The sequence below is a fragment of the Ferribacterium limneticum genome (assembly GCF_020510565.1).
GTDB classification, from domain to species: domain Bacteria; phylum Pseudomonadota; class Gammaproteobacteria; order Burkholderiales; family Rhodocyclaceae; genus Azonexus; species Azonexus limneticus_B.
Window position 1 is genome coordinate 1,783,269 of record NZ_CP075189.1, and the last position, 19,402, is coordinate 1,802,670.

At 61.9% G+C, this 19,402-nt stretch carries 20 protein-coding genes; 14 read left to right on the forward strand and 6 right to left on the reverse strand.

The genetic code is table 11. The annotated features are described in order from the left end of the window. Positions 1 to 399: 399 nt before the first annotated feature. The 4 genes from KI610_RS08550 to KI610_RS08565 are packed head-to-tail and all read right to left on the reverse strand — an operon-like array spanning position 400 to position 4,056. Positions 400 to 1,905, reverse strand: coding sequence for an efflux RND transporter periplasmic adaptor subunit (locus tag KI610_RS08550; protein WP_226498219.1), 1,506 nt, complete (start codon positions 1,903 to 1,905; stop codon positions 400 to 402). Further along, complete coding sequence (locus tag KI610_RS08555; RefSeq protein WP_226498220.1) at positions 1,902 to 3,149, reverse strand: TolC family protein; 1,248 nt, start codon at positions 3,147 to 3,149, stop codon at positions 1,902 to 1,904. Before KI610_RS08555 ends, KI610_RS08550 begins: the two co-directional genes overlap by 4 nt. 8 nt (positions 3,150 to 3,157) lie before the next feature. Then, a complete protein-coding gene (locus tag KI610_RS08560; RefSeq protein WP_226498221.1) occupies positions 3,158 to 3,727 on the reverse strand; it encodes a DUF2231 domain-containing protein in 570 nt (189 codons plus the stop codon). 11 nt (positions 3,728 to 3,738) lie between these two features. Next, entirely contained in the window at positions 3,739 to 4,056 is a 318-nt protein-coding gene (locus KI610_RS08565; RefSeq protein WP_226498222.1) for a copper-binding protein, read from the reverse strand. A gap of 1,036 nt (positions 4,057 to 5,092) precedes the next feature. On the opposite strand from KI610_RS08565, the gene KI610_RS08570 reads away from it, so the two are divergent. The 3 genes from KI610_RS08570 to KI610_RS08580 all read left to right on the forward strand — a co-directional run bounded on the left by KI610_RS08570 (position 5,093) and on the right by KI610_RS08580 (position 7,877). After that, positions 5,093 to 5,764: a heavy metal response regulator transcription factor gene (locus tag KI610_RS08570; RefSeq protein WP_226498223.1), complete on the forward strand. Its 672-nt coding sequence runs from the start codon at positions 5,093 to 5,095 to the stop codon at positions 5,762 to 5,764. A 2-nt stretch (positions 5,765 to 5,766) separates the two neighbouring features. Beyond that, the gene (locus KI610_RS08575; RefSeq protein WP_226498224.1) at positions 5,767 to 7,131 is read left to right on the forward strand and encodes a heavy metal sensor histidine kinase; all 1,365 of its coding nucleotides are present in this window, start codon (positions 5,767 to 5,769) and stop codon (positions 7,129 to 7,131) included. A 65-nt stretch (positions 7,132 to 7,196) separates the two neighbouring features. Then, the gene (locus KI610_RS08580; RefSeq protein ID WP_226498225.1) at positions 7,197 to 7,877 is read left to right on the forward strand and encodes an alpha/beta hydrolase; all 681 of its coding nucleotides are present in this window, start codon (positions 7,197 to 7,199) and stop codon (positions 7,875 to 7,877) included. 15 nt (positions 7,878 to 7,892) lie between these two features. On the opposite strand, the gene KI610_RS08585 is transcribed toward KI610_RS08580, so the two are convergent. Both KI610_RS08585 and ccoG read right to left on the reverse strand, forming a co-directional pair. After that, positions 7,893 to 8,132: a hypothetical protein gene (locus KI610_RS08585; protein WP_226498226.1), complete on the reverse strand. Its 240-nt coding sequence runs from the start codon at positions 8,130 to 8,132 to the stop codon at positions 7,893 to 7,895. Between the two features lie 47 nt (positions 8,133 to 8,179). Beyond that, positions 8,180 to 9,583 carry a cytochrome c oxidase accessory protein CcoG gene (ccoG, locus tag KI610_RS08590; RefSeq protein ID WP_226498227.1) on the reverse strand — a complete coding sequence of 468 codons (1,404 nt, stop codon included), beginning with the start codon at positions 9,581 to 9,583 and terminating at the stop codon, positions 8,180 to 8,182. Between the two features lie 129 nt (positions 9,584 to 9,712). Here ccoG and KI610_RS08595 point away from each other — a divergent pair, with 129 nt between their 5' ends. From KI610_RS08595 to gstA, 11 genes are all read left to right on the forward strand, one after another. Then, on the forward strand, positions 9,713 to 10,156 hold the full coding sequence (locus tag KI610_RS08595; RefSeq protein WP_226498228.1) for an RrF2 family transcriptional regulator: 444 nt from the start codon (positions 9,713 to 9,715) through the stop codon (positions 10,154 to 10,156). 787 nt (positions 10,157 to 10,943) lie between these two features. Continuing rightward, positions 10,944 to 12,404: a 2-hydroxymuconic semialdehyde dehydrogenase gene (locus KI610_RS08600; protein ID WP_226498229.1), complete on the forward strand. Its 1,461-nt coding sequence runs from the start codon at positions 10,944 to 10,946 to the stop codon at positions 12,402 to 12,404. 8 nt (positions 12,405 to 12,412) lie between these two features. Beyond that, positions 12,413 to 13,210 carry a 2-oxopent-4-enoate hydratase gene (gene dmpE, locus KI610_RS08605; RefSeq protein WP_226498230.1) on the forward strand — a complete coding sequence of 266 codons (798 nt, stop codon included), beginning with the start codon at positions 12,413 to 12,415 and terminating at the stop codon, positions 13,208 to 13,210. Further along, positions 13,207 to 14,010, forward strand: coding sequence for a 2-oxo-3-hexenedioate decarboxylase (gene dmpH, locus KI610_RS08610; RefSeq protein WP_226498231.1), 804 nt, complete (start codon positions 13,207 to 13,209; stop codon positions 14,008 to 14,010). Before dmpE ends, dmpH begins: the two co-directional genes overlap by 4 nt. An 11-nt stretch (positions 14,011 to 14,021) precedes the next feature. Next, positions 14,022 to 14,219, forward strand: a complete 198-nt coding sequence (locus KI610_RS08615; protein WP_226498232.1) for a tautomerase family protein — start codon at positions 14,022 to 14,024, stop codon at positions 14,217 to 14,219. Between the two features lie 18 nt (positions 14,220 to 14,237). After that, complete coding sequence (locus tag KI610_RS08620; RefSeq protein WP_226498233.1) at positions 14,238 to 15,152, forward strand: acetaldehyde dehydrogenase (acetylating); 915 nt, start codon at positions 14,238 to 14,240, stop codon at positions 15,150 to 15,152. Next, on the forward strand, positions 15,152 to 16,207 hold the full coding sequence (dmpG, locus tag KI610_RS08625) for a 4-hydroxy-2-oxovalerate aldolase (RefSeq protein WP_226498234.1): 1,056 nt from the start codon (positions 15,152 to 15,154) through the stop codon (positions 16,205 to 16,207). The genes KI610_RS08620 and dmpG overlap by 1 nt, the downstream gene beginning before the upstream one ends. Positions 16,208 to 16,236: 29 nt before the next feature. Then, positions 16,237 to 16,992, forward strand: coding sequence for an SDR family oxidoreductase (locus KI610_RS08630; RefSeq protein WP_226498235.1), 756 nt, complete (start codon positions 16,237 to 16,239; stop codon positions 16,990 to 16,992). A gap of 18 nt (positions 16,993 to 17,010) precedes the next feature. Then, a complete protein-coding gene (locus KI610_RS08635; protein WP_226498236.1) occupies positions 17,011 to 17,436 on the forward strand; it encodes a tautomerase family protein in 426 nt (141 codons plus the stop codon). Between the two features lie 14 nt (positions 17,437 to 17,450). After that, a complete protein-coding gene (locus tag KI610_RS08640) occupies positions 17,451 to 18,182 on the forward strand; it encodes an NAD(P)H-dependent oxidoreductase (RefSeq protein WP_226498237.1) in 732 nt (243 codons plus the stop codon). Continuing rightward, entirely contained in the window at positions 18,179 to 18,784 is a 606-nt protein-coding gene (gene gstA, locus KI610_RS08645) for a glutathione transferase GstA (protein ID WP_226498238.1), read from the forward strand. Before KI610_RS08640 ends, gstA begins: the two co-directional genes overlap by 4 nt. Positions 18,785 to 19,402 lie beyond the last annotated feature (618 nt).

Below are 19,402 nucleotides of genomic sequence, written 5' to 3' on the forward strand. Positions count from 1 at the left end.
GCCGAACGCCCCCGGCATTCCTGCGTTGCTCGGCACCTCTCAAGGGGCCCGGTGAAACGATCCGTCGTTGAGCTTGGGTGCCTGAATGGCAGATTTTATTTTTGGCTGTTTTTTCCGGTTGACCGTGGAAACCAATTCTTCCCGAAAAAACGGTCGAGCATAGACGCCTTTGGGGTCCCCGTGGAAGGCGCTGAGCAACGCAGGCTGGCCGGGGGCAGTCGGCTTGCGTTGTCTGAGCCGCAGGCGAGTTTAGCAAGCCGCCCGGTCTGCCGAGTAGCGCAAGGAACCCGCAGGGCGCCGCCCCCGGGGTCGCCTTTTCTTTGGCTACTTTCTTTTGGCGAAGCAAAAGAAAGTACGCCCGCCAGCAAGGCGGAAACCCAAGCCCGCCAAAGGAAAGCGTCATTTCGTCACCACAGAGGTAACCACCCATTCCCCCGGCCCCCGCTCAACAAACTCAAACTCCACCGCCGTCCCCGGCTTCAAACCCGAAACCAGCCCCGCATTCGCCAAAACAAAATCCATCTTCATAGAAGGCCACTTCAAACTAGCCACCGGCTCATGCGAAATCGTCACCGTCCCCGCCGCCGCATCAACGGCATTCAAAACCCCGACCGCCTTATGCCCAACCACTGCCGGCGTGGCTGCCTGCATCCCGCCAAGCGCCGCCTTCAAATTGCTCTCCGCATCAATCAGGAAATTGGCCGACGAAACCACCATCTCCCCTTCCTTGACGCCATCAAGAACCTGCACAAATTCGCTGCCACGCGCACCCAGCTTCACAACTCGCGGCTCGAACCGCCCTTCGGCCAACTGCACGATGACCACCTGCTTGCTGCCGCTATCGATCACCGCCGAATTCGGCACGGTGACGACTGACGAAGCGCCGGCCACCGGAATATCGACTTCAGCAAACATCGCCGGCTTCAATCGACCCTTCGGATTGGCCAGTTCGATGCGTACCGGTACCGTCCGCGTTTCCGCCTTGAGCGTCGGATAAACGTAGGCGATGCGCCCCGCGAAGACCTCGCCAGGATAGGCGTTGATCCGGATTCTCGCCTTCTGGCCAACAACCACCGCCGCAATGTCCTGCTCGAAGACATCGGCCTGGACCCAGATGCTGGAAACGTCAGCAATCTGGTAGAGCATCTCGCCGGGCATGAAGCGCATACCCTGGACGGCCTTCTTCTCGGTAACGATGCCGGCCACCGGCGCGCGGAAGGTCAGGGTGCGTTTGGCGTTGCCAGACCGAGCCAGCGCCTTGATCTGCTCGTCGGAAATATCCCAGTTCCTGAGCCGTTGCAGGCTGGAATCGGCCAGCTGCTTCATCGCCGATTGCGCCTCGCCGCCGGCTTCGTTGAGCTGGCCGACGCCCTGTGCGGCGATGGCGTATTCGCGCTGGGCCGAGACCAGTTCCGGGCTGTACACCTCGAACAGCGGCTGGCCGCGGCCGACCGGCTGGCCGGTGGTGTTGACGTGCAGGCGCTCGATGTAGCCCTCGAACTTGGCGGTCACCGTGTAGGTCCGGCTTTCGTCGATTTCGACCCGGCCGCTGGCGCGGACGTTCTTGTCGAGCACCTGCAGCTTGGCCGGCTCGGCCTTGACGCCCATTTTCTGGATTTTCTCGGCGCTGATCTTGAGGCCGCTGTCGCCGGCCGCTTCGTCCTCGCCCTCATAGACCGGAATGTAGTCCATGCCCATCGGGTCTTTTTTCGGCGTTGGCGAGGTGTCGGGCAGGCCCATCGGGTTGCGGTAGTAGAGCAATTTCGGTTTTTGCCCTTTTTCCGCGTTGACCGTGGAAGTCTGCTCAACAGCATCCGTTTTTTGCTGGGCAAACTGATAACCGCCGGCAAAGCCGCCGACGGTCAGCGCGACGGCGATGAAAATGAACAGGGGGCCGTTTTTCACAGGTCTTCTCCAAGCAGGCGTTCGATCTCGGCCAGTCGCATTTGCTGGCTGGCCTGGGCGCGCAGCATCGCGAGGCGGGCGTTGCGGATCTGGCGCTGGGCGTCGAGCAGGGTGGCGAAATCGACCTTGCCGTTCTCGTAGCCGGCCAGCGCCGATTTGAAAGTCAGTTCGGCCTGCGGCAGCAGGCGGGTGCGGGTGATCTGTTCAGTCGTGCGAGCGCCTTCCAGGTTGCTCAGCGCCGCATTGAGGTCGCCCTGCAGCCGGTGGCCGAGCGCTTCCTTGCGCGCCGCTGCCGCTTCGAGCATGCGCTCGCTTTCGCGCTCCTGGCTGCGCCGGGTGCCTTGTTGCAGCGGCAGGTTCATTTCCAGCATCAGGCTCCAGGCATCGACGCGGTTGCCGACCTGCATCGGCGCGACGCCCAGCGTCAGGTCGGGATAGCGGTTGCGGTAGGCCAGCTCGCGGCTCTTTTCGGCGCCGCCGACGCGGGCGGTTTCGATGGCCAGTTGCGGGTTGGCGGCAAGCAGGCGGTCGTTCAACGCCGTGCCATCGAGGCGGGCGGGAATCGGCCGGAGCGCCGCCGGTTCGGCCAGTGCGGCGCCGCTTGGCCGGGCCAGCATGGCGTTGAGGAAGACCATCAGGTGGTGGAACTCGCTTTCCATGCCGACCAGTTCGGCGTCCATCGCGCTGCGCTCCAGTTGGGCGCGGATGGCATCCTGCTGCGCCGCCAGACCGCCGGCGTAGCGGGCCTGAGCGATCTGTTCGAGGCGGCGGGTCAGTTCGATGTTCTCGCGGGTCAGTTGCAACGACTGGCCGGTCAGCCAGTATTGTGCGTACAGACTCTTGATGCGGCTGGCCACTTCGGCCCAGGTGTCGGTGGCGCGGCCTTCGGCCTGGCTTGCCTCGGCGCTGGCCACGTCACGCTTGAGGTCACGCTTGCCCCAAAAAGGCAGCGGCTGCATCAACGTGTACTTGGTGTCACCCGTCCGCGTCGGGTCGAGCGTCGCATTCTGGCTGCCGTTGCGCGTGATGTTTTCCAGCTCGATGCGCAGGACAGGGTCGGGCAGGGCGCCGGCCGGCTGGATGCGCTCGCGCGCCGCTTCGGCCTCGAGGCGGACCATGCGGATATCCGGGCTGTGCTCACGGGCGGCAGCAAGCAGCGATTCGACGCTGGCGCCGGGCAGCGGCTCGGCGCCTTGGGCGGCCAGCGCGGTGAGCAGTAGGGCGAGAAGCAGCGGACGTTTCATGGGCAGCCTCAATGGCGATGGCGTTTGCCATCCTTGTGAATGTGCTCGCCGGGGGCGGGGGCTGGCGTTTCGGCAACCGTTTCAGGCGTAGCCACCGGCTGCTCTGCCACCGTCGGCGCCACCACTTCCGGCGCAGCGAAAGCCGAGGCCGAGACGCCGATGCCATGCCGATAAACCATTTCGCCGCCCAGCCAGCCGGTCACCCCCAAGCTGGCCGAAAGCACCAGCATGATCGGCAGCAATGCCCCGTGCGGTGGGCGTTCCGCGCGTTGGCGCAGGCCATCCCAGACGGCCAGCGCAATCAGCCCGGCCGTGCCGGTCAGCGCCCAGTTGCGATGGCGGAGCATGACCAGATGACCGGCACCGTCGTGTTCAACCGTCTGGAAGGCATACCAGCCGAGCGCCGCCGCCAGCACGGCACTCAGGGCGGCGAAAAGGACCAGCAGGCGACCGCTGGCCGTAAAAGTCGGATTGGCCGGCCGCAACCGGCCAAGCAGCAAGAGCAGCGTGGCCGTGACGGCAAGGGCTATCGGAAAATGAACAACTGCCGGGTGCCAGTTGGGGATGATGTCAGGCATCGGCGATGCGCTTACTTGGCCATCTCGTAGCGGCTGACAATGGCGTTGCCGCCCTTCATCTCGGCCGCGAACCTGATCTTGTCACCGGCCTTGAGCTTGCCCAGCCACGCCTTGTCGGCAACGCCAAAAGCCATGGTCATCGGCGGCATGCCGATGCTGTCGAGCTGACCATGCTGGATGACGACCTCACCGGCCTTGGCATCGATCTTCTTGACCACGCCATCGCTCAACGGCGCAGATTGAACAGCAGCCGACTTGTGCGCGCCATGATCGTGCTGGGCGAAAGCGGGGAGGCTGAGGGAGAGCATGAGGGCAAGCAGCAGGCGCATGGCGGTTCCTTGGAGGATGGATGCGGCGATTGTGCGCTGCGGCTGCCGTCAGGCGCCTGACGGCAGGATTACAAGTTTGTAATCGGGAGGATTGGGTTCTGCTGCTGGGGGCTATTTATGAGGGGTACTGGACGGCATCCGGCCAATTGCGGTCTTTCATGTACATAAGCGCGAAGCTGACATTGGCCTTGAGATAAATCCAAAACGAATAGATACTTGGTCACCTGTCTTCTTTTTCGTAAGTAAATTGGCAAACAAAAGACATGGCGGCCTCACGGGGCTGCCTATTAATTGTTAGGACAATATGAGTCTCCGTTGCTACTTGTTTAACTTGGCTATGCAGCGTGCCCATTTAGCAATGATTCTTGGATCGCTGTTTCCCGTCTCAAGGCTCCCGTTGTGCTACGACGCCACTTCGCATGAAGTTGAAACAGCAAAAGCAAGAAATCGTGCGTTTGTCACCATCGGACGAAACGAATACACACTGTGGTCCCAAGAAAATGATCATTCGCTTTATTGGTCATCATGGTCGGCAAAGACTGCGACTGAATTCATCCGAAAATATCAGCATCGCTATCTGCACCATACCGTTACGCTCCACGACGGAGGAACATGTGGGCCGCTATACCCCCAGGTCATCACGGAGGTTCTCTATGGCCCGTACGTTACTGTTGTCCTAGAAGGACGCAAGCACGAATATCAACAGAAATTCCATCAAACACATGAATCAATTTCCATTCTCTTCGAGCATCACCTTGAAGGCCAAACTCATCGCATACTTTGTGCGCTATTGGAACTTACTAATTGGTCAGCTTCAACGGTAGAGAGCCAGGTGTCCTAGCCCCTCAGTCGAGCGGATATGCGAAAAAAGCTGGGCAGTCCACTCATTTCCAAGTTACTGAACGACAGCTTTTCTAATTCGCCAACTACCGCTTTGGGCACATTTTTGCCCGGTAGCCCCCGCTTTTGCGAACACTCCAATTTTTGACGCCCGCGTCGCCAGACAACTCGCCGCCATCTCGGGCAAAATGCCGGCATGAAAATCCTCATCGTCGAAGACGAAGCGAAGACTGGCGATTACCTTAAACAGGGGCTTTCCGAGGCTGGTTTCACGGCCGATCTGGTGCGCAACGGGCTGGATGGCATGCATGAGGGGCTGGCTGGCGACTACGACCTGCTGATCCTTGACGTCAATCTGCCGGGGCTGGATGGCTGGCAGGTGTTGAAAACCTTGCGCGCGGCGGGGCGTGATTTGCCGGTGTTGTTTCTGACGGCTCGTGATCAGGTCGAGGATCGGGTCAAGGGGTTGGAACTGGGCGCCGACGACTATCTGGTCAAGCCTTTCGCCTTTTCGGAATTGCTTGCCCGCGTCCGCACGTTGCTGCGTCGGGGTAGGGCCCGGGAGGCCGGGAGCCTGAGCATTGCCGATCTCGAACTCGATGTGCTGAAGCGCCGGGCTACCCGGGCCGGCCAGCGCATCGACCTGACGGCCAAGGAGTTCGCGCTGCTCGAGCTCTTCCTGCGTCGGCAGGGCGAGGTGTTGGCGCGCAGTTTCATCGCTTCGCAGGTCTGGGACATGAATTTCGATTCCGACACCAACGTCGTAGAAGTCGCCATCCGCCGTCTGCGCGCCAAGGTCGATGACGATTTCTCGCCCAAGCTGATCCACACCCTGCGCGGCATGGGTTACGTCATGGAAATCCGCTGATCGTGGCCGACTGGCGGCATTCGATTGCGCTGCGACTGTCGCTGGCCTTCGCGCTGCTGGCAACGGTGGTTTTTGCGGCGCTTGGCGTCTATTTCAGCCGCGCCGCCGATGCCCACATGGCTGAACTCGATGCCCACGACCTGTTCGGCAAGCTGGCGCTGATCGGCCATGTCGGCACGCAGGAAAAAACGCCTGAGGCTTTTGCCGCGCGCCTGGGTGACGCCCTGATCGGCGAGCATGGGGTGATTGTTACGGTCAACCGGAAAAAAGGGCCAATTTTCAAATGGCCGACGCCCGAACTGGCCGAGCCGCTGAGCGCCGCGAATGTCGCGCTGGGGCGGACGCCGGTCCGGCTGGCGTTGGGCGATGCCGAATATCGCGTGATCGCCGCCGACATGGAGACCGCCTGGGGTGAAACGGCGCATGTCGTCGTCGCCCGCGACATTCGTCATCACACCGATTTTCTTGATGAGCTGCAGCGCGATTTCCGCTTCGCCATTCTGGCAGCCGCGCTGCTCACCGCACTTGTCGGCGCGTTGGTCGTGCGCCGCGGCTTGCACCCCGTGCGCGCCATCGCCCGCGCCGCCGGCCGCATTTCGGCCGGGCAGTTGGCCGAACGCATCCCGGAACAGAATGTGCCGCCGGAACTGGCTGAACTGGTCACCGCCTTCAACGCCATGCTTGGCCGGCTCGAGGATTCCTTCAAACGCCTGTCGGATTTCTCGGCCGATCTCGCCCACGAGTTGCGCACGCCGATCCACAGCCTGCGCATGCAGACCGAGGTGTCGCTGAGCAAGGCGCGCCATGTCGATGAATACCGCGACCTGCTGGCCTCTAACCTCGAGGAATATGAACGCCTGGCGCGGATCATCGCCGACATGCTGCTGCTGGCCAAGGCCGACCACGGCCTGCTCGTGCCGCAGACTGAGCCGCTGGCGCTACGCCCGCTGTGCGAACGGCTGATCGAGTACTACGGATTGCTCACCGAGAACGTTAGCCTGCAACTGGTCGGCGACGACATCACGGTGAATGGCGACCGCCTGATGCTGGAACGGGCCATCGGCAATGTGCTGGTCAATGCCATTCATCACACGCCGGCTGGCGGTTCGATTGTCGTCAAGGTCGGGGCGGTCGACGGCATGGCGGAACTATCCATTGCCAACACCGGGCAACCGATCCCGGCCGAGGCGCTGCACCGGGTCTTTGACCGCTTTGTCCGGCTCGATTCACGTTCTGAGGGCACCGGACTCGGCCTAGCCATCGCCCGCTCCATCGTGCTCGCCCATGGCGGCGAAATCGCTGTGCGTGTTGGCGAACAAGCCACCGAGTTTTACCTGCGTCTGCCGCACGAGGCTGGCGCGGGCTGATACTTGCTGGTCATGTCGCGCCAGTTTCCGCATACTGGCCGCCTGACGAACGCGAGGAGAGCCCCATGGAAATCGACATGCCACCGCTTGAGGTCGAAACCGCCGCCCAGCCCCAATACGCGGTGATCTGGCTGCATGGTCTGGGTGCCGACGGCTCGGATTTCGTGCCGGTTGTCCCCGAACTCGGTCTGGCCGCATCGCCGGCCGTTCGTTTCATCTTCCCCCACGCGCCCTACATGGCGGTGACCTGCAATGGCGGCTACGTCATGCGCGCCTGGTACGACATCATTTCGCTCGACAGCACCAGTCGGCGGATCGACGAGGCGGGGATCATCACCTCCCGCGAAGCCGTGCGGCGCCTGATCGATCGTGAAAAAAGCCGGGGAATTCCGGTTGACCGTATCTTTCTCGCCGGCTTCTCGCAGGGCGGGGCGGTGGCCTACACGACGGCGCTGACCCATCCGGAAAAACTGGCCGGGCTCATCGCCTTGTCGACCTATATTCCGTCGCCGGCGCTGCTTGGTGAAGACTCAGCCGGCGCCAACCGCAATATCCCGATCTTCGCCGCTCATGGCACGGCCGACGATGTTGTTTCGCCAACGCTTGGCCTGGCCGCCCGGGATTTGCTGATCGACCGCGGCTATGCGCCCGAATGGCACGAATACCCGATGCCGCATTCGGTCTGTCTGGAAGAGGTCTGGGCCATCGGCCAGTGGCTCGCCGCGCAGATGCGCCAGCCGGCCTGAGCCAGCGCGCGCCGCTTACTGGCTGTTACTGCTCTTGGGCTTTTCCGTGTCGGTGATCGAATGCTCTTCCTCGTGCGCCGCATGGAGCAGCCAGATCAGGTCGCTGCCCTGCACCGGCATCGGGATCATCTGGTTCCAGCTCCAGCGAAACACCGGGCCATACGGCACGTAGCGGGCCAGCACGTCACCCTGTTCGGTGACGCCAAAGAACGGTAGCGGCGAGGTGATGAGCGTCTTGAGCTTTTCGTTATTCATGATGCGCTTCCTTTCGGAGATCTGATCATTGATGCTTCATTCTAGGCTCAAGGCATCCAGAATTTCGAACTCTCCGTGACGGCGACCTTCGGATCGGCCACGTCGGCCACGCTGAAGGTGATCGGCGCCGCGCCCGACGGCGTGGCCCCCGGCTCGGCGCTGACGATGGCTGTCTGGGTGCCGATCTCGCCACCCGGAACGGTGATTTCGCTGTTGCTGGCCAGTCGCGCGCCGTCGATGCCGCCGATGCTGATCGTGAATTTGCGCGTCTGATCGCCGGTATTCATGATCTGCAGGCGATAGGCGTTTTCGATCGAGCCGTCATCGGCTTCGCGTGACAGTACGTTGCGGTCTTTCAGGACATTGACTTTCAGCGGAATCCGCGTGGCAAGCGACCAGGCCATGGCCGTGGTCAGCGCGACGAGGATCGCCGTGTAAATGATGACCCGCGGCCGGGCGGCGCGGCGAATGATTTCCATCGTCGTGTAGCGCATGGTGACGGCGTTTTCGGTCGAATAACGGATCAGGCCTCGTGGGTAATTCATCTTGTCCATCACCTGATCGCAGGCATCAATGCAGGCGGCGCAGCCGATGCACTCGTTCTGCAGACCGTTGCGAATATCGATGCCGGTCGGGCAGACCTGGACGCAGATGCCGCAATCGACGCAGTCGCCGAGCCCGAGGGCCTTCGGATCGGCCCCCTTGGCGCGCGGGCCGCGTGCATCGCCGCGCGCCGTGTCGTAGGCGATGATCAGCGTGTCGGGGTCGAACATGACGAACTGGAAGCGGGCGTAGGGGCAGATCTGCCGGCACATCTGGTCGCGCAGGAAACCGGCGTTGCCATAAGTGGCGAAGGCGTAGAAGACGACCCAGAAGGCCGACCAGGCACCGGGCGAGAGCGTGATCAGGTCATTGACCAGGTCGCGGATCGGCATGAAATAGCCGACGAAAGTGATCCCGGTCCATAGCGAAAAGAGCAGCCACGTCGCGTGCTTGGCGCTCTTGAGGGCAACTTTACGGGCCGACCACGGCGCGGCATCGAGCTTGATGCGTTGTGGGCGCTCACCCTCGATCATCTTCTCGAACCACAGGAAAATCTCGGTATAGACCGTCTGCGGGCAGGTATAGCCGCACCACAATCGCCCGGCCACGGCGGTAAACAGGAAGAGCGTGAAGGCGCCGAGGATCATGAGCAGGACGAGATAAATCGTGTCCTGCGGCCAGAGAACGAGGTCGAAGAAATAGAACTTGCGGGTGTCGATGTCGAACAGCACGGCCTGCCGACCGTGCCAGGGCAGCCAGCACAGGCCGTAGAAAATGATCTGGGTCAGCCAGACGAAAACCCAGCGCCAGCGGGTGTAGGGGCCGCTGATCGAACGGGGGTAAACCTTGGCGTCGGGATCGACAACGGGCTTGATGTTGATGATTTTTCGCGGGGACTGCTCGGCCATAGTCTTTCCGGGGATGCCCATGCAAACGGATTGCGCCGCAGGCAGGCATAAGATATAAATAAAATGAATCTTGATGCTACCAACCAAATCCGGCCTAAGCAATATTTTCAATACATCTTATAAACAGCCATGCGCCTGAGTACCTTTTCCGATTACAGCCTGCGCGTCCTGATGTATCTCGGCGGGCAAAGCGACCGGCTGGTCACCATCGCCGAGATTGCCGCGGTCCACGACATCTCGAAAGCCCACCTCATGAAAGTGGTGCACCAGCTCGGTCTGAACGGCCACATCGAGACCTTGCGCGGCAAGGGCGGCGGTATCCGGCTAGCCCGTTCGCCCGGCGAGATCGTTGTTGGCAAAGTGATCCGGCAGTCCGAAGGCGATTTCGCGCTGGCTGAGTGCTTTGCCGGCCATTCCGCCTGCCGGATTCAGGGGGGCTGTGGCTTGCCGAGTATTCTCAATGAGGCGTTGAGTGCCATGTTTCTGGTGCTGGATGGCTATACGTTGGCGGATTTATTGCGGACGCCGCATGGGCTGATGGGGTTTGTTGATTCGGCTGTTGCCAAGGATTGAGCTCGGCCCATTTTTGGGGATTTCCCGTTTTATTGGCATGGGTTTCCGCCTTGTTGGCGGGCGTACTTTCTTTTGCTTCGCCAAAAGAAAGTAGCCAAAGAAAAGGCGACCCCGAGGGCGGCGCCGGCGTTGCCGGTCCCTTGCGCTACTCGGCAGGCCGGGCGGCTGCGGAACTCGGGCTTCGCCCTCAAACAGTCCTCGCCGACTGCCCCCGGCCTACCTGCGTTGCTCAGCGCCTTCCACGGGTGCCCCAAAGGCGTCCGGGATCAAGCGCTTTGCAAAAAAACAGACTTCCACGGTCAACCGGGAAAAAAGCCCAAAAATGAAATTTGCCATTCAGGCACCCAAGCTCAAAGACGGATTGTTTCACCGGGCCCCTTGAGAGGTGCCGAGCAACGCAGGGGCTGGCGGAAAAAGGGCGAGGACTGTCTGAGGGCGAAGCCCGAGTTCCGCAGCCCCCGCCTGTCCCGAGTAGCGCAGGGAACCGGCGCAGCCGGCACCGACCCAGGGTCGCCTTCTTTTTGCTTACTTTTTCTTGGCGAAGCAAGAAAAAGTGAGACGCCCCGCAAGGGCGGAACCCCAAGCCAATTACGAAGGCCATCCGATAAAACCAACCCCGATCCCACGGTCAACCGGAAATGATACCTAACCGGTATCAATAAACCAGAAACAAGGTATTGGACGGTATCAGCACCCCACCCCTAGACTAATTTCCACTCGGCCATGCCCGATGACTGAACAATATTCCTGTTCGCCGCGACGGCGGGCAGCCAAGCAAGGAGAGACCGTGCAGCTGATCAAGAATTTCATCAACGGTGAGTTTGTCGAGGGAAGCGAAGGCAAGACCTTCGAGAAGCGTTCTCCACTCGACAACAAAGTCATTGCGCACGTTTCCGAGGCCGGCAAGGCCGACGTCGACGCCGCCGTGCGCGCCGCCCACGCTGCCCGCAATGGCGTCTGGGGTGGCCTGACCACCGACCAGCGCGTCGATCTGCTTTACGGCGTGGCCGACGAAATCACCCGCCGCTTCGAGGACTTCGTCGCCGCCGAAATGGCCGATACCGGCCAGCCCAACCATGTCATGCGCCATGTTTTCATTCCGCGCGGCGCGGCCAATTTCAAGGTCTTCGCCGACGTCGTCAAGAACGTCCCGAGCGAGTCCTTCCAGATGGCGACGCCGGACGGTGCCGGTGCGTTGAATTACGCCATCCGTGTCCCGAAAGGCGTGGTTGGCGTCATCTCCCCGTGGAATGCGCCTTTCCTGCTGATGACCTGGAAAGTCGGCCCGGCGCTGGCCTGCGGCAACACCGTCGTCGTCAAACCGTCCGAAGAAACGCCGCTGACCACCACGCTGCTCGGCGAAGTGATGAACACCGTTGGTATTCCGAAAGGTGTCTTCAATGTCATCCAGGGTTTCGGCCCGAATTCGGCTGGCGAATTTTTGACCCGGCATCCGCTGGTCGATGCCATCACCTTCACCGGAGAAACGCGCACCGGCACGGCGATCATGAAGGCCGCCGCCGAAGGCATGCGCGATGTGTCCTTCGAGCTCGGCGGCAAGAATGCCGGCATCGTTTTCGCTGATGCTGACTTCGATGCAGCGGTCGACGGCATTTTCCGCTCGGCTTTCCTCAATTCCGGGCAGGTCTGCCTGGGCACCGAGCGCGTTTATGTCGAGCGGCCGATTTTCGAGCGCTTTGTCCAGGCGCTCAAGCTCAAGGCCGAAGCCGTCAAGTTCGGCCGTCCGGATGACAAGAATGCCAACTACGGCCCGCTGATCAGCGCCGAGCACAAGCAGAAGGTCATGTCCTACTACGCCAAGGCGGCGGCCGAAGGCGCCAATGTCGTGACCGGCGGGGGAGTGCCGACCATGCCGGCCGATCTGGCTGATGGCCACTGGGTGCAGCCGACCATCTGGACCGGCCTGCCGGAAACGACATCGGTCGTGCGTGAAGAAGTTTTCGGGCCGTGCTGCCACATCAGCCCCTTCGACAGCGAAGACGAAGTCATCAACAAGGCCAACGCCAACGACTACGGTCTGGCGACGACGATCTGGACGACCAACCTGGCCCGCGCCCACCGTGTCGCGGCGCGTATCGAAGTCGGCATCACGTGGATCAATAGCTGGTTCCTGCGTGATTTGCGCACAGCATTCGGTGGCTCCAAGCAGTCCGGCATCGGGCGTGAAGGCGGTGTGCACTCGCTCGAGTTCTACACCGAGACAAGAAACATTTGCGTGAAGCTCTGAGGCCAAATATGGACCAACAAAAGATAACCGCCTACGGCGACGAGCTCTACGAAGCTTGGCTCGCCTGCCGCCCGGTGCGCCCGCTGCTCGAACGCGAGCCGGAAATCACGATTGAAGACGCCTACCAGATTCAGGAACGTTTCGTTGCCCGCCGCGTGCAGGCTGGCGAGACGATCATCGGCAAGAAAATCGGGGCGACCAGCAAGCCGGTGCAGGATTTTCTCGGCGTTTATCAGCCCGACTTCGGCATGCTGCTCTCGGGCATGGTCTATCAGGAAGGCGACACCATCGATCTCGCCACGCTGATCCAGCCCAAGGCCGAGGCCGAACTGGCCTTCGTCCTTAAGGCAGACCTGGAAGGCCCAGGCATCACGGCGATGGATGTCATCCGCGCCACCGATTACGTGCTGCCCTGTTTTGAGATCGTCGATTCGCGCATCACCGACTGGAAGATCAAGATTCAGGACACCGTCGCTGACAACGCTTCCTGCGGTGTTTACGTGCTGGGCAAAACCAAGGGTGACCCGCGCAAGCTGGACATCACGCTGGCCGGCATGGTGCTGGAGAAGAATGGCGAACTGTTCTCGACCGGCGTCGGCGCTGCCGTGCAGGGCTCGCCGGCCAATGCCGTTGCCTGGTTGGCCAATACGCTGGGTGAGTTGGGCATTCCCTTCAAGGCCGGCGAGGTGATTCTCTCCGGTTCGCAATCGGCCCTCGTGCCGGTCGTCGATGGCGACGAACTGGTGTGCACGGTCGGCGGCCTCGGCACCTGCTCGGTCAAATTCGCCGGAAGGAGCAAAGCATGAGCATGGACTTCACACTCGGCCGCGACGCCATCGCCCGCCTGTGCGATCGCGTCGAGGCTGCGCAGCAGGGCGCCTACGCCATTCCCAAGCTGACCGACGACTACCCGAACATGACCATCGGCGACGGCTACGCCGTGCAGCTCGAACTGCGTCGCCGCTTCATCGCCCAGGGGCACCGGCAGGTCGGCTGGAAAGCCGGCCTGACCTCGAAAGCCAAGATGATCCAGATGGGCGTCAATGTGCCATCCATCGGCTTCCTGACTGACCGCATGGCGCGTCCGGAAAGCTCGGCCATCAAGACCTCCGATCTGGTCCACCCGCGCGTCGAGTGTGAAGTCGCCTTTGTCATGAAGAAGGGGCTCAAAGGCCCGGGCTGCACGCGGCAGGATGTGCTCGATGCCACCGACTACGTGCTGCCGGCGGTCGAAATCATCGACTCGCGCTTCTCCGGCTTCAAGTTCGATCTGCCCAGTGTCGTCGCCGACAACGGTTCTTCGGCCCGCTTTGTGGGTGGTGGCCGCGCCCGTTATCCGGCCGATATCGACCTGCGCACGCTCGGCGTCGTGATGGAGAAGAACGGCGAGATCGCCACCCTTGGCGCCTCGGCCGCCGTGCTCGGCCATCCGGCCGAAGCCATCGCCATGCTGGTCAATATCCTCGCCGAACTGGGCGAGGAATTGCCAGCTGGCAGCTTCGTCATGAGCGGCGGCATCACCGAAGCCATTCCGGTCAAGCCGGGCGACAGCATCGTGGCGCGCTTCCAGGAGCTGGGCAGCGTATCCATGCGTTTTATTGAATAGGAGATCACAACATGCCCATCATCGAAATGCACCTGCTGGCTGGCCGCAGCGTGGAAAAAAAGCGCAAAGCCGTTGCTGCCATGACTGCCGCTTTGGTTGACACGTTGGAGGTCAGGCCGGACCAGGTACGCATCCTGATTACCGAACATAACGACGAACAGTTCGCGGTTGGTGGCCAGATGGTCGGCCAGCGCAACGAAACCACCTGAAAAGTGATTGAGAAAACGATGAAAAAAATCAGATGCGCGCTGATCGGTTCCGGCAACATCGGCACCGACCTGATCTACAAGATCCAGCGCAGCCCCTTCCTTGAGCCGGTATGGATGGTCGGTATCGACCCGGAATCCGAAGGCCTCGCCCGCGCCCGCGACATGGGCCTGAAAACCACCGCAGCCGGTGTCGATGGCCTGCTGCCGCACGTGCAGGAAGATAATATCCAGATCGCCTTCGATGCGACCAGCGCCTACGTTCACGCCGAAAACTCGCGCAAGCTCAATGAGCTGGGCGTCATGATGATCGACCTGACGCCGGCCGCCATCGGCCCCCTGTGCGTGCCGCCGGTCAACTTGAAGGCGCATGCCGAAAAGGTCGAGATGAACGTGAACATGATTTCGTGCGCCGGCCAGGCGACGATTCCCATCGTCTTCGCCGTCTCGCGCATTCAGGCCGTCGGCTATGGCGAGATCGTTGCCAGCCTGGCCTCGAAGTCGATTGGCCCGGGCACCCGCGCCAATCTCGATGAATTCACCTACACCACCTCGAATGCCATCGAAGTCGTCGGCGGCGCCCGCAAGGGCAAGGCGCTGGCCATCATCAACCCGGCCGAGCCGCCGATGATGATGCGCAACACCATTTCCTGTCTGACCGACGACGAGCCCGACCAAGCAAAGATCACCGAGTCGGTGCTCGAGATGATCAAGGAAGTGCAGAAGTACGTGCCGGGCTACCGGCTGGTTAACGGCCCGCTGTTCGACGGCAAGCGCGTCACGGTCTTCATGGAAGTCGCGGGCCTCGGCGACTACCTGCCCAAGTACGCCGGCAATCTCGACATCATGACCGCAGCCGCGACGCGCACGGCCGAAATGTTCGCCCAGGAAATCATCGCTGGCACCATCCAGCTCAAGTCACCGGAGGTCGCGTAATGAGCGCCGATCAAAATCTCAAGGGTCGCAAGATCATCATCCACGACATGTCCCTGCGCGACGGCATGCACGCCAAGCGCGAGCAGATGAGCATCGAGCAGATGGTGACCATCGCCACGGCGCTCGACGATGCCGGCGTGCCCTACATTCAGGTTACGCACGGCGCCGGCATGGGCGGCAATTCGTTGCAGCACGGCTTCGCACCGCACAGCAACGAGGAGTACATCATGGCTGTGGCGTCGCGGATGAAACAGGCCGTGGTGTCGGTTCTTCTCATTCCCGGCCTCGGCACGATGAAGGAACTCAAGTCGGCCTACGACTGCGGCGCGCGCAGCGTGCACGTCGCCACCCACTGCACCGAAGCCGACACCTCGCCGCAGCACATCGCCTTCGCCCGCAAGCTGGGCATGGACACCACCGGCTTCCTGATGATGGCCCACCTCAACACGCCGGAAGGCCTGGCCCAGCAGGGCAAACTCATGGAGTCCTACGGGGCGCAGACGGTGTACATCACCGACTCGGCCGGCTACATGCTGCCGGCTGACGTCAAGGCGCGAGTTGCGGCGCTGCGCGCGGTGCTCAAGCCGGAAACCGAAATCGGCTTCCATGGCCACCACAACATGGGTATGGGTATTGCCAATTCCATCGCCGCGATTGAGGAAGGAGCCAGTCGGATTGACGCCTCCGTGGCCGGGCTCGGAGCCGGGGCCGGTAATACGCCGCTCGAAGTCTTTGCCGCGGTGTGCGAGCGCATGGGCATCGTTACCGGTTGCGACCTGTTCAAGCTCATGGACATGGCCGAGGACATCATCGTGCCGATGATGGACCACATGGTTCGTGTCGACCGCTCTTCCCTGACGCTAGGCTTTGCCGGTGTCTATTCGACCTTCCTGCTCCACGCCAAGCGGGCTGCTGAGCGTTTCGGCGTGCCATCGCGTGACATTCTGGTCGAACTGGGCCGCAAGAAAATGATCGGTGGTCAGGAAGACATGATCGTCGATACGGCGATGACCATGGCCAAGGAGCGCGGGCTGCTCAAGGATGCCGCCGCCTGATTGGCGCGGGTAACAGAGGAGAGGGAAAAATGGCTGAAGCCAGGGAATGGGTCGTCGTCGTTGGTGCCACCGGTGCTTTCGGCTCGGTCATGGTCGAACGCTTTCTCGCCCGCGGCCTGGGTGTGCTCGCCGTGGCGCGCAGCGCCTCGTCGCTGGCCGATCTGGCCGCGAAGAATCCGGGGCTGGTGCCTTGTGCGGCCGACATTTCGGATGATGCTGCCATCGAGGTCATCAAGGCCGCGTTGCCCGGTCCTGTGCGCATGGTCGTCCATGGCCCCGGCGTGGCGGTGGGGGGCGGCGTGCTGACCATCGACACAAAAGCCATGATCGACGCGGTCAATATAAAGGTTGGCGGCTTCCTGCGGCTGGTGCGTGCGGTCGACCGGAATTTGTTGCCCAATTCGCGACTGGTCGCCATCGGCGGTCATTACGGTTTCGAGCCGACGGCCTATGCCGCCGCGGCCGGCGTCGGTAATGCGGCGCTGGTCAATGTCGTGCGCCAGATGAGCCTGGCCTACGGGGCACGCGGCATCACGGCGCACCTCGTCGCGCCCGGCCCGGCCGATACCGAGCGCTTGCGCCGGGTAGCGGCGGATCGCGCCAAGATGCTTGGCACGACGGTTGAAGCCGTCATGGACAGCATGCGCGCGGAGTCGTCGATTGGCGCTTTCACCGAGCCGGGCCAGATAGCCTGGGCGCTCGAAATGTTGCTGGCGCCGGAGGCCTCGGCAATGACCGGTTCGTCGCTCATGCTCGATTCCGGCCGTCGCCACGGTCTACCGTAAAAAAGGGCCAAAATCGAAATGCCGATTCTCAACTTCCATCTCGTCCAGGGGCAGCATGCGCCGGCTCAGGTCGAAGCACTGTTGCTCAAAGCCAGCGCGCTGTTTGCCGAAGTGCTGGCTTGCCCGATCGAGCGCATCCGCGTGTTCGCCACTGAACACCCGCCGCAGCACGTCTGCATCGGTGGCCAACTGGTCAACCGGCACGCGCAGGTCGCGCCGTATTTTTCCTTCATCGTCCTCGAGGGCCGTTCTCAGGCCGACCGCCAGCGTCTACTCGCCGGCTTCACCGATCTCGTCGTCGACATTCTCGGCGCGCCGCGCGCCAATGTGCGCGGCGGTATCGTTCCGGTCGCACCTTCGGACTGGAGTATCGGTGGCGTACTGGCCAGCGAGTTGCGGCAGGCTGAAATCGAGGCGCGCCGCCTGACTGCCGAAGCAAAGTAATAACGGAGATATTGATGAAAATACTGATCGTCCACGCCCACTACGAGGCCAAGTCCTTCAACAGCGCGCTCAAAGACTTGGCGGTCAAAACGCTGACCGAGGCCGGCCACGAGGTCCGGGTTTCCGACCTCTATGCGATGAACTGGAACCCCGTCGCCTCCCAGGCCGATTTCGCCGAGCCGACCAATCCGGACTATTGCGTCTATGCGCTGGAACAACGCAAGGGCTTCGAGTCAGGCAGCATCGCCCCGGATATTCAGGCCGAAATCGCCAAGGTCGACTGGTGCGACCTGCTGATCTTCAATTTCCCCATTTTCTGGTTCTCGGTGCCGGCCATTCTGAAAGGCTGGATCGACCGCGTTTTCGTTTCCGGCCACTTCTACGGCGGCAAGCGTTTCTACGACCAGGGCGGCATGCGCAGCAAGCGGGCCATGCTGGCGCTGTCGCTCGGCGGCCAGCCGCACATGTTCGGGCCCGAGGCCATCCACGGCGAAATGGACACCCTGCTGCGCCCCATCATGCGCGGCGCGCTGGCCTATTGCGGCTTCACCGTGTTGCCACCCTACGTCGCCTATCACGTACCCTACGTTTCACCCGAAGCGCGGCAGGCGATGCTTGACGATTATCGGGAACGTCTGCTCCATCTCGACGATCTCACCCCTGTCTGCTTTCCCCGTCTGGACGATTTCGACGACCGGCTTTACCCCAAGAACAACGAGCGCAGCTCAATCCTGGAGAAGACATGAAACTTTATTACGCTACGGGAGCCTGCTCCCTTTCGCCGCACATCGTGCTCAACGAACTAGGCCTGCCCTACGAATTGGTCCGGGTCGAATTGTCCACCCACCTGACCGCCGATGGCCGCGATTACACGGCGATTAATCCCAAGGGCTACGTGCCGGCCCTCGAGCTGGACGACGGCCAGCTGCTCACCGAAGGCCCGGCCATCGTCCAGTATCTGGCCGACCAGAAGCCGTCGGCCGGGCTGCTGCCGCCAGCTGGAACGCTCGAACGGGCAAGGGTGCAGGAGTGGCTGACCTTCATCGGCACCGAACTGCACAAGAATTTCAGCCCGCTGTTCAATCCGAATGCTTCGGCCGAGGGGAAAGCGGCAGCTTTGAGCAATATCGAACGGCGGTTTGGTTTTGTTGAAAAGGCGCTGGCCGGTCGCGACTACCTGACCGGGGCAAATTTCTGCGTGGCCGATGCCTACCTTTTTACAGTGGTTAACTGGACCAAATTCGTCAAGATCGATCTGGCCCCCTGGCCGACGCTAGCGGCTTTTCATCAGCGGGTTATGGCGCGGCCGGCGGTGCAGACGGCGCTGCGGGAGGAGGGGCTGATTTAGCTTTTGCTATTCGGCTTTCTGCTGAATTGGCATGGGGTTCCGCCTTGCTGGCGGGCGTACTTTCTTCTGCTTCGCCAAAAGAAAGTAGCCAAAGAAAAGGCGACCCCGAGGGCGGCGCCGGCTTTGCCGGTCCCTTGCGCTACTCGGAAGGCCGGGCGGCTGCGGAACTCGGGCTTCGCCCTCAAACAGTCCTCGCCGAAAGCCCCCCCCCCCCCCCCCCCCCCCCCCCGGCCTACCTGCGTTGCTCAGCGCCTTCCACGGGGGCCCCAAAGGCGTCCGGGATCGACTGATGTAGGGCAAAAAACTGATTCCCACGGTCAACCGGAAAAAACGGCAAAAAATGAAATCCGTCATTCAGGCACCCAGTTTCACCCCGGGTCGTTTCACCGGGCCCCTTGAGAGGTGCCGAGCAACGCAGGGGCTGGCGGGAAAAGGGCGAGGACTGTCTGAGGGCGAAGCCCGAGTTCCGCAGCCCCCGCCAGCTCCGAGTAGCACAGGGAACCGGCGCAGCCGGCACCGACCCAGGGTCGCCTTCTTCTTTGGCTACTTTCTTCTTGGCGAAGCAAGAAGAAAGTACGCCCGCCAGCAGGGCGGAAACCCAAGCCCATTAAACGGACA

Coding starts and splice junctions, on each gene's coding strand:
- KI610_RS08555 (WP_226498220.1), bottom strand. CDS start 3,149: ATGAAACGTCCGCTGCTTCTCGCCCTACTGCTCACCGCGCTGGCCGCC.
- KI610_RS08560 (WP_226498221.1), bottom strand. CDS start 3,727: ATGCCTGACATCATCCCCAACTGGCACCCGGCAGTTGTTCATTTTCCG.
- KI610_RS08565 (WP_226498222.1), bottom strand. CDS start 4,056: ATGCGCCTGCTGCTTGCCCTCATGCTCTCCCTCAGCCTCCCCGCTTTC.
- KI610_RS08570 (WP_226498223.1), top strand. CDS start 5,093: ATGAAAATCCTCATCGTCGAAGACGAAGCGAAGACTGGCGATTACCTT.
- KI610_RS08580 (WP_226498225.1), top strand. CDS start 7,197: ATGGAAATCGACATGCCACCGCTTGAGGTCGAAACCGCCGCCCAGCCC.
- KI610_RS08585 (WP_226498226.1), bottom strand. CDS start 8,132: ATGAATAACGAAAAGCTCAAGACGCTCATCACCTCGCCGCTACCGTTC.
- ccoG (WP_226498227.1), bottom strand. CDS start 9,583: ATGGCCGAGCAGTCCCCGCGAAAAATCATCAACATCAAGCCCGTTGTC.
- KI610_RS08595 (WP_226498228.1), top strand. CDS start 9,713: ATGCGCCTGAGTACCTTTTCCGATTACAGCCTGCGCGTCCTGATGTAT.
- dmpE (WP_226498230.1), top strand. CDS start 12,413: ATGGACCAACAAAAGATAACCGCCTACGGCGACGAGCTCTACGAAGCT.
- dmpH (WP_226498231.1), top strand. CDS start 13,207: ATGAGCATGGACTTCACACTCGGCCGCGACGCCATCGCCCGCCTGTGC.
- KI610_RS08615 (WP_226498232.1), top strand. CDS start 14,022: ATGCCCATCATCGAAATGCACCTGCTGGCTGGCCGCAGCGTGGAAAAA.
- KI610_RS08620 (WP_226498233.1), top strand. CDS start 14,238: ATGAAAAAAATCAGATGCGCGCTGATCGGTTCCGGCAACATCGGCACC.
- dmpG (WP_226498234.1), top strand. CDS start 15,152: ATGAGCGCCGATCAAAATCTCAAGGGTCGCAAGATCATCATCCACGAC.
- KI610_RS08630 (WP_226498235.1), top strand. CDS start 16,237: ATGGCTGAAGCCAGGGAATGGGTCGTCGTCGTTGGTGCCACCGGTGCT.
- KI610_RS08635 (WP_226498236.1), top strand. CDS start 17,011: ATGCCGATTCTCAACTTCCATCTCGTCCAGGGGCAGCATGCGCCGGCT.
- KI610_RS08640 (WP_226498237.1), top strand. CDS start 17,451: ATGAAAATACTGATCGTCCACGCCCACTACGAGGCCAAGTCCTTCAAC.
- gstA (WP_226498238.1), top strand. CDS start 18,179: ATGAAACTTTATTACGCTACGGGAGCCTGCTCCCTTTCGCCGCACATC.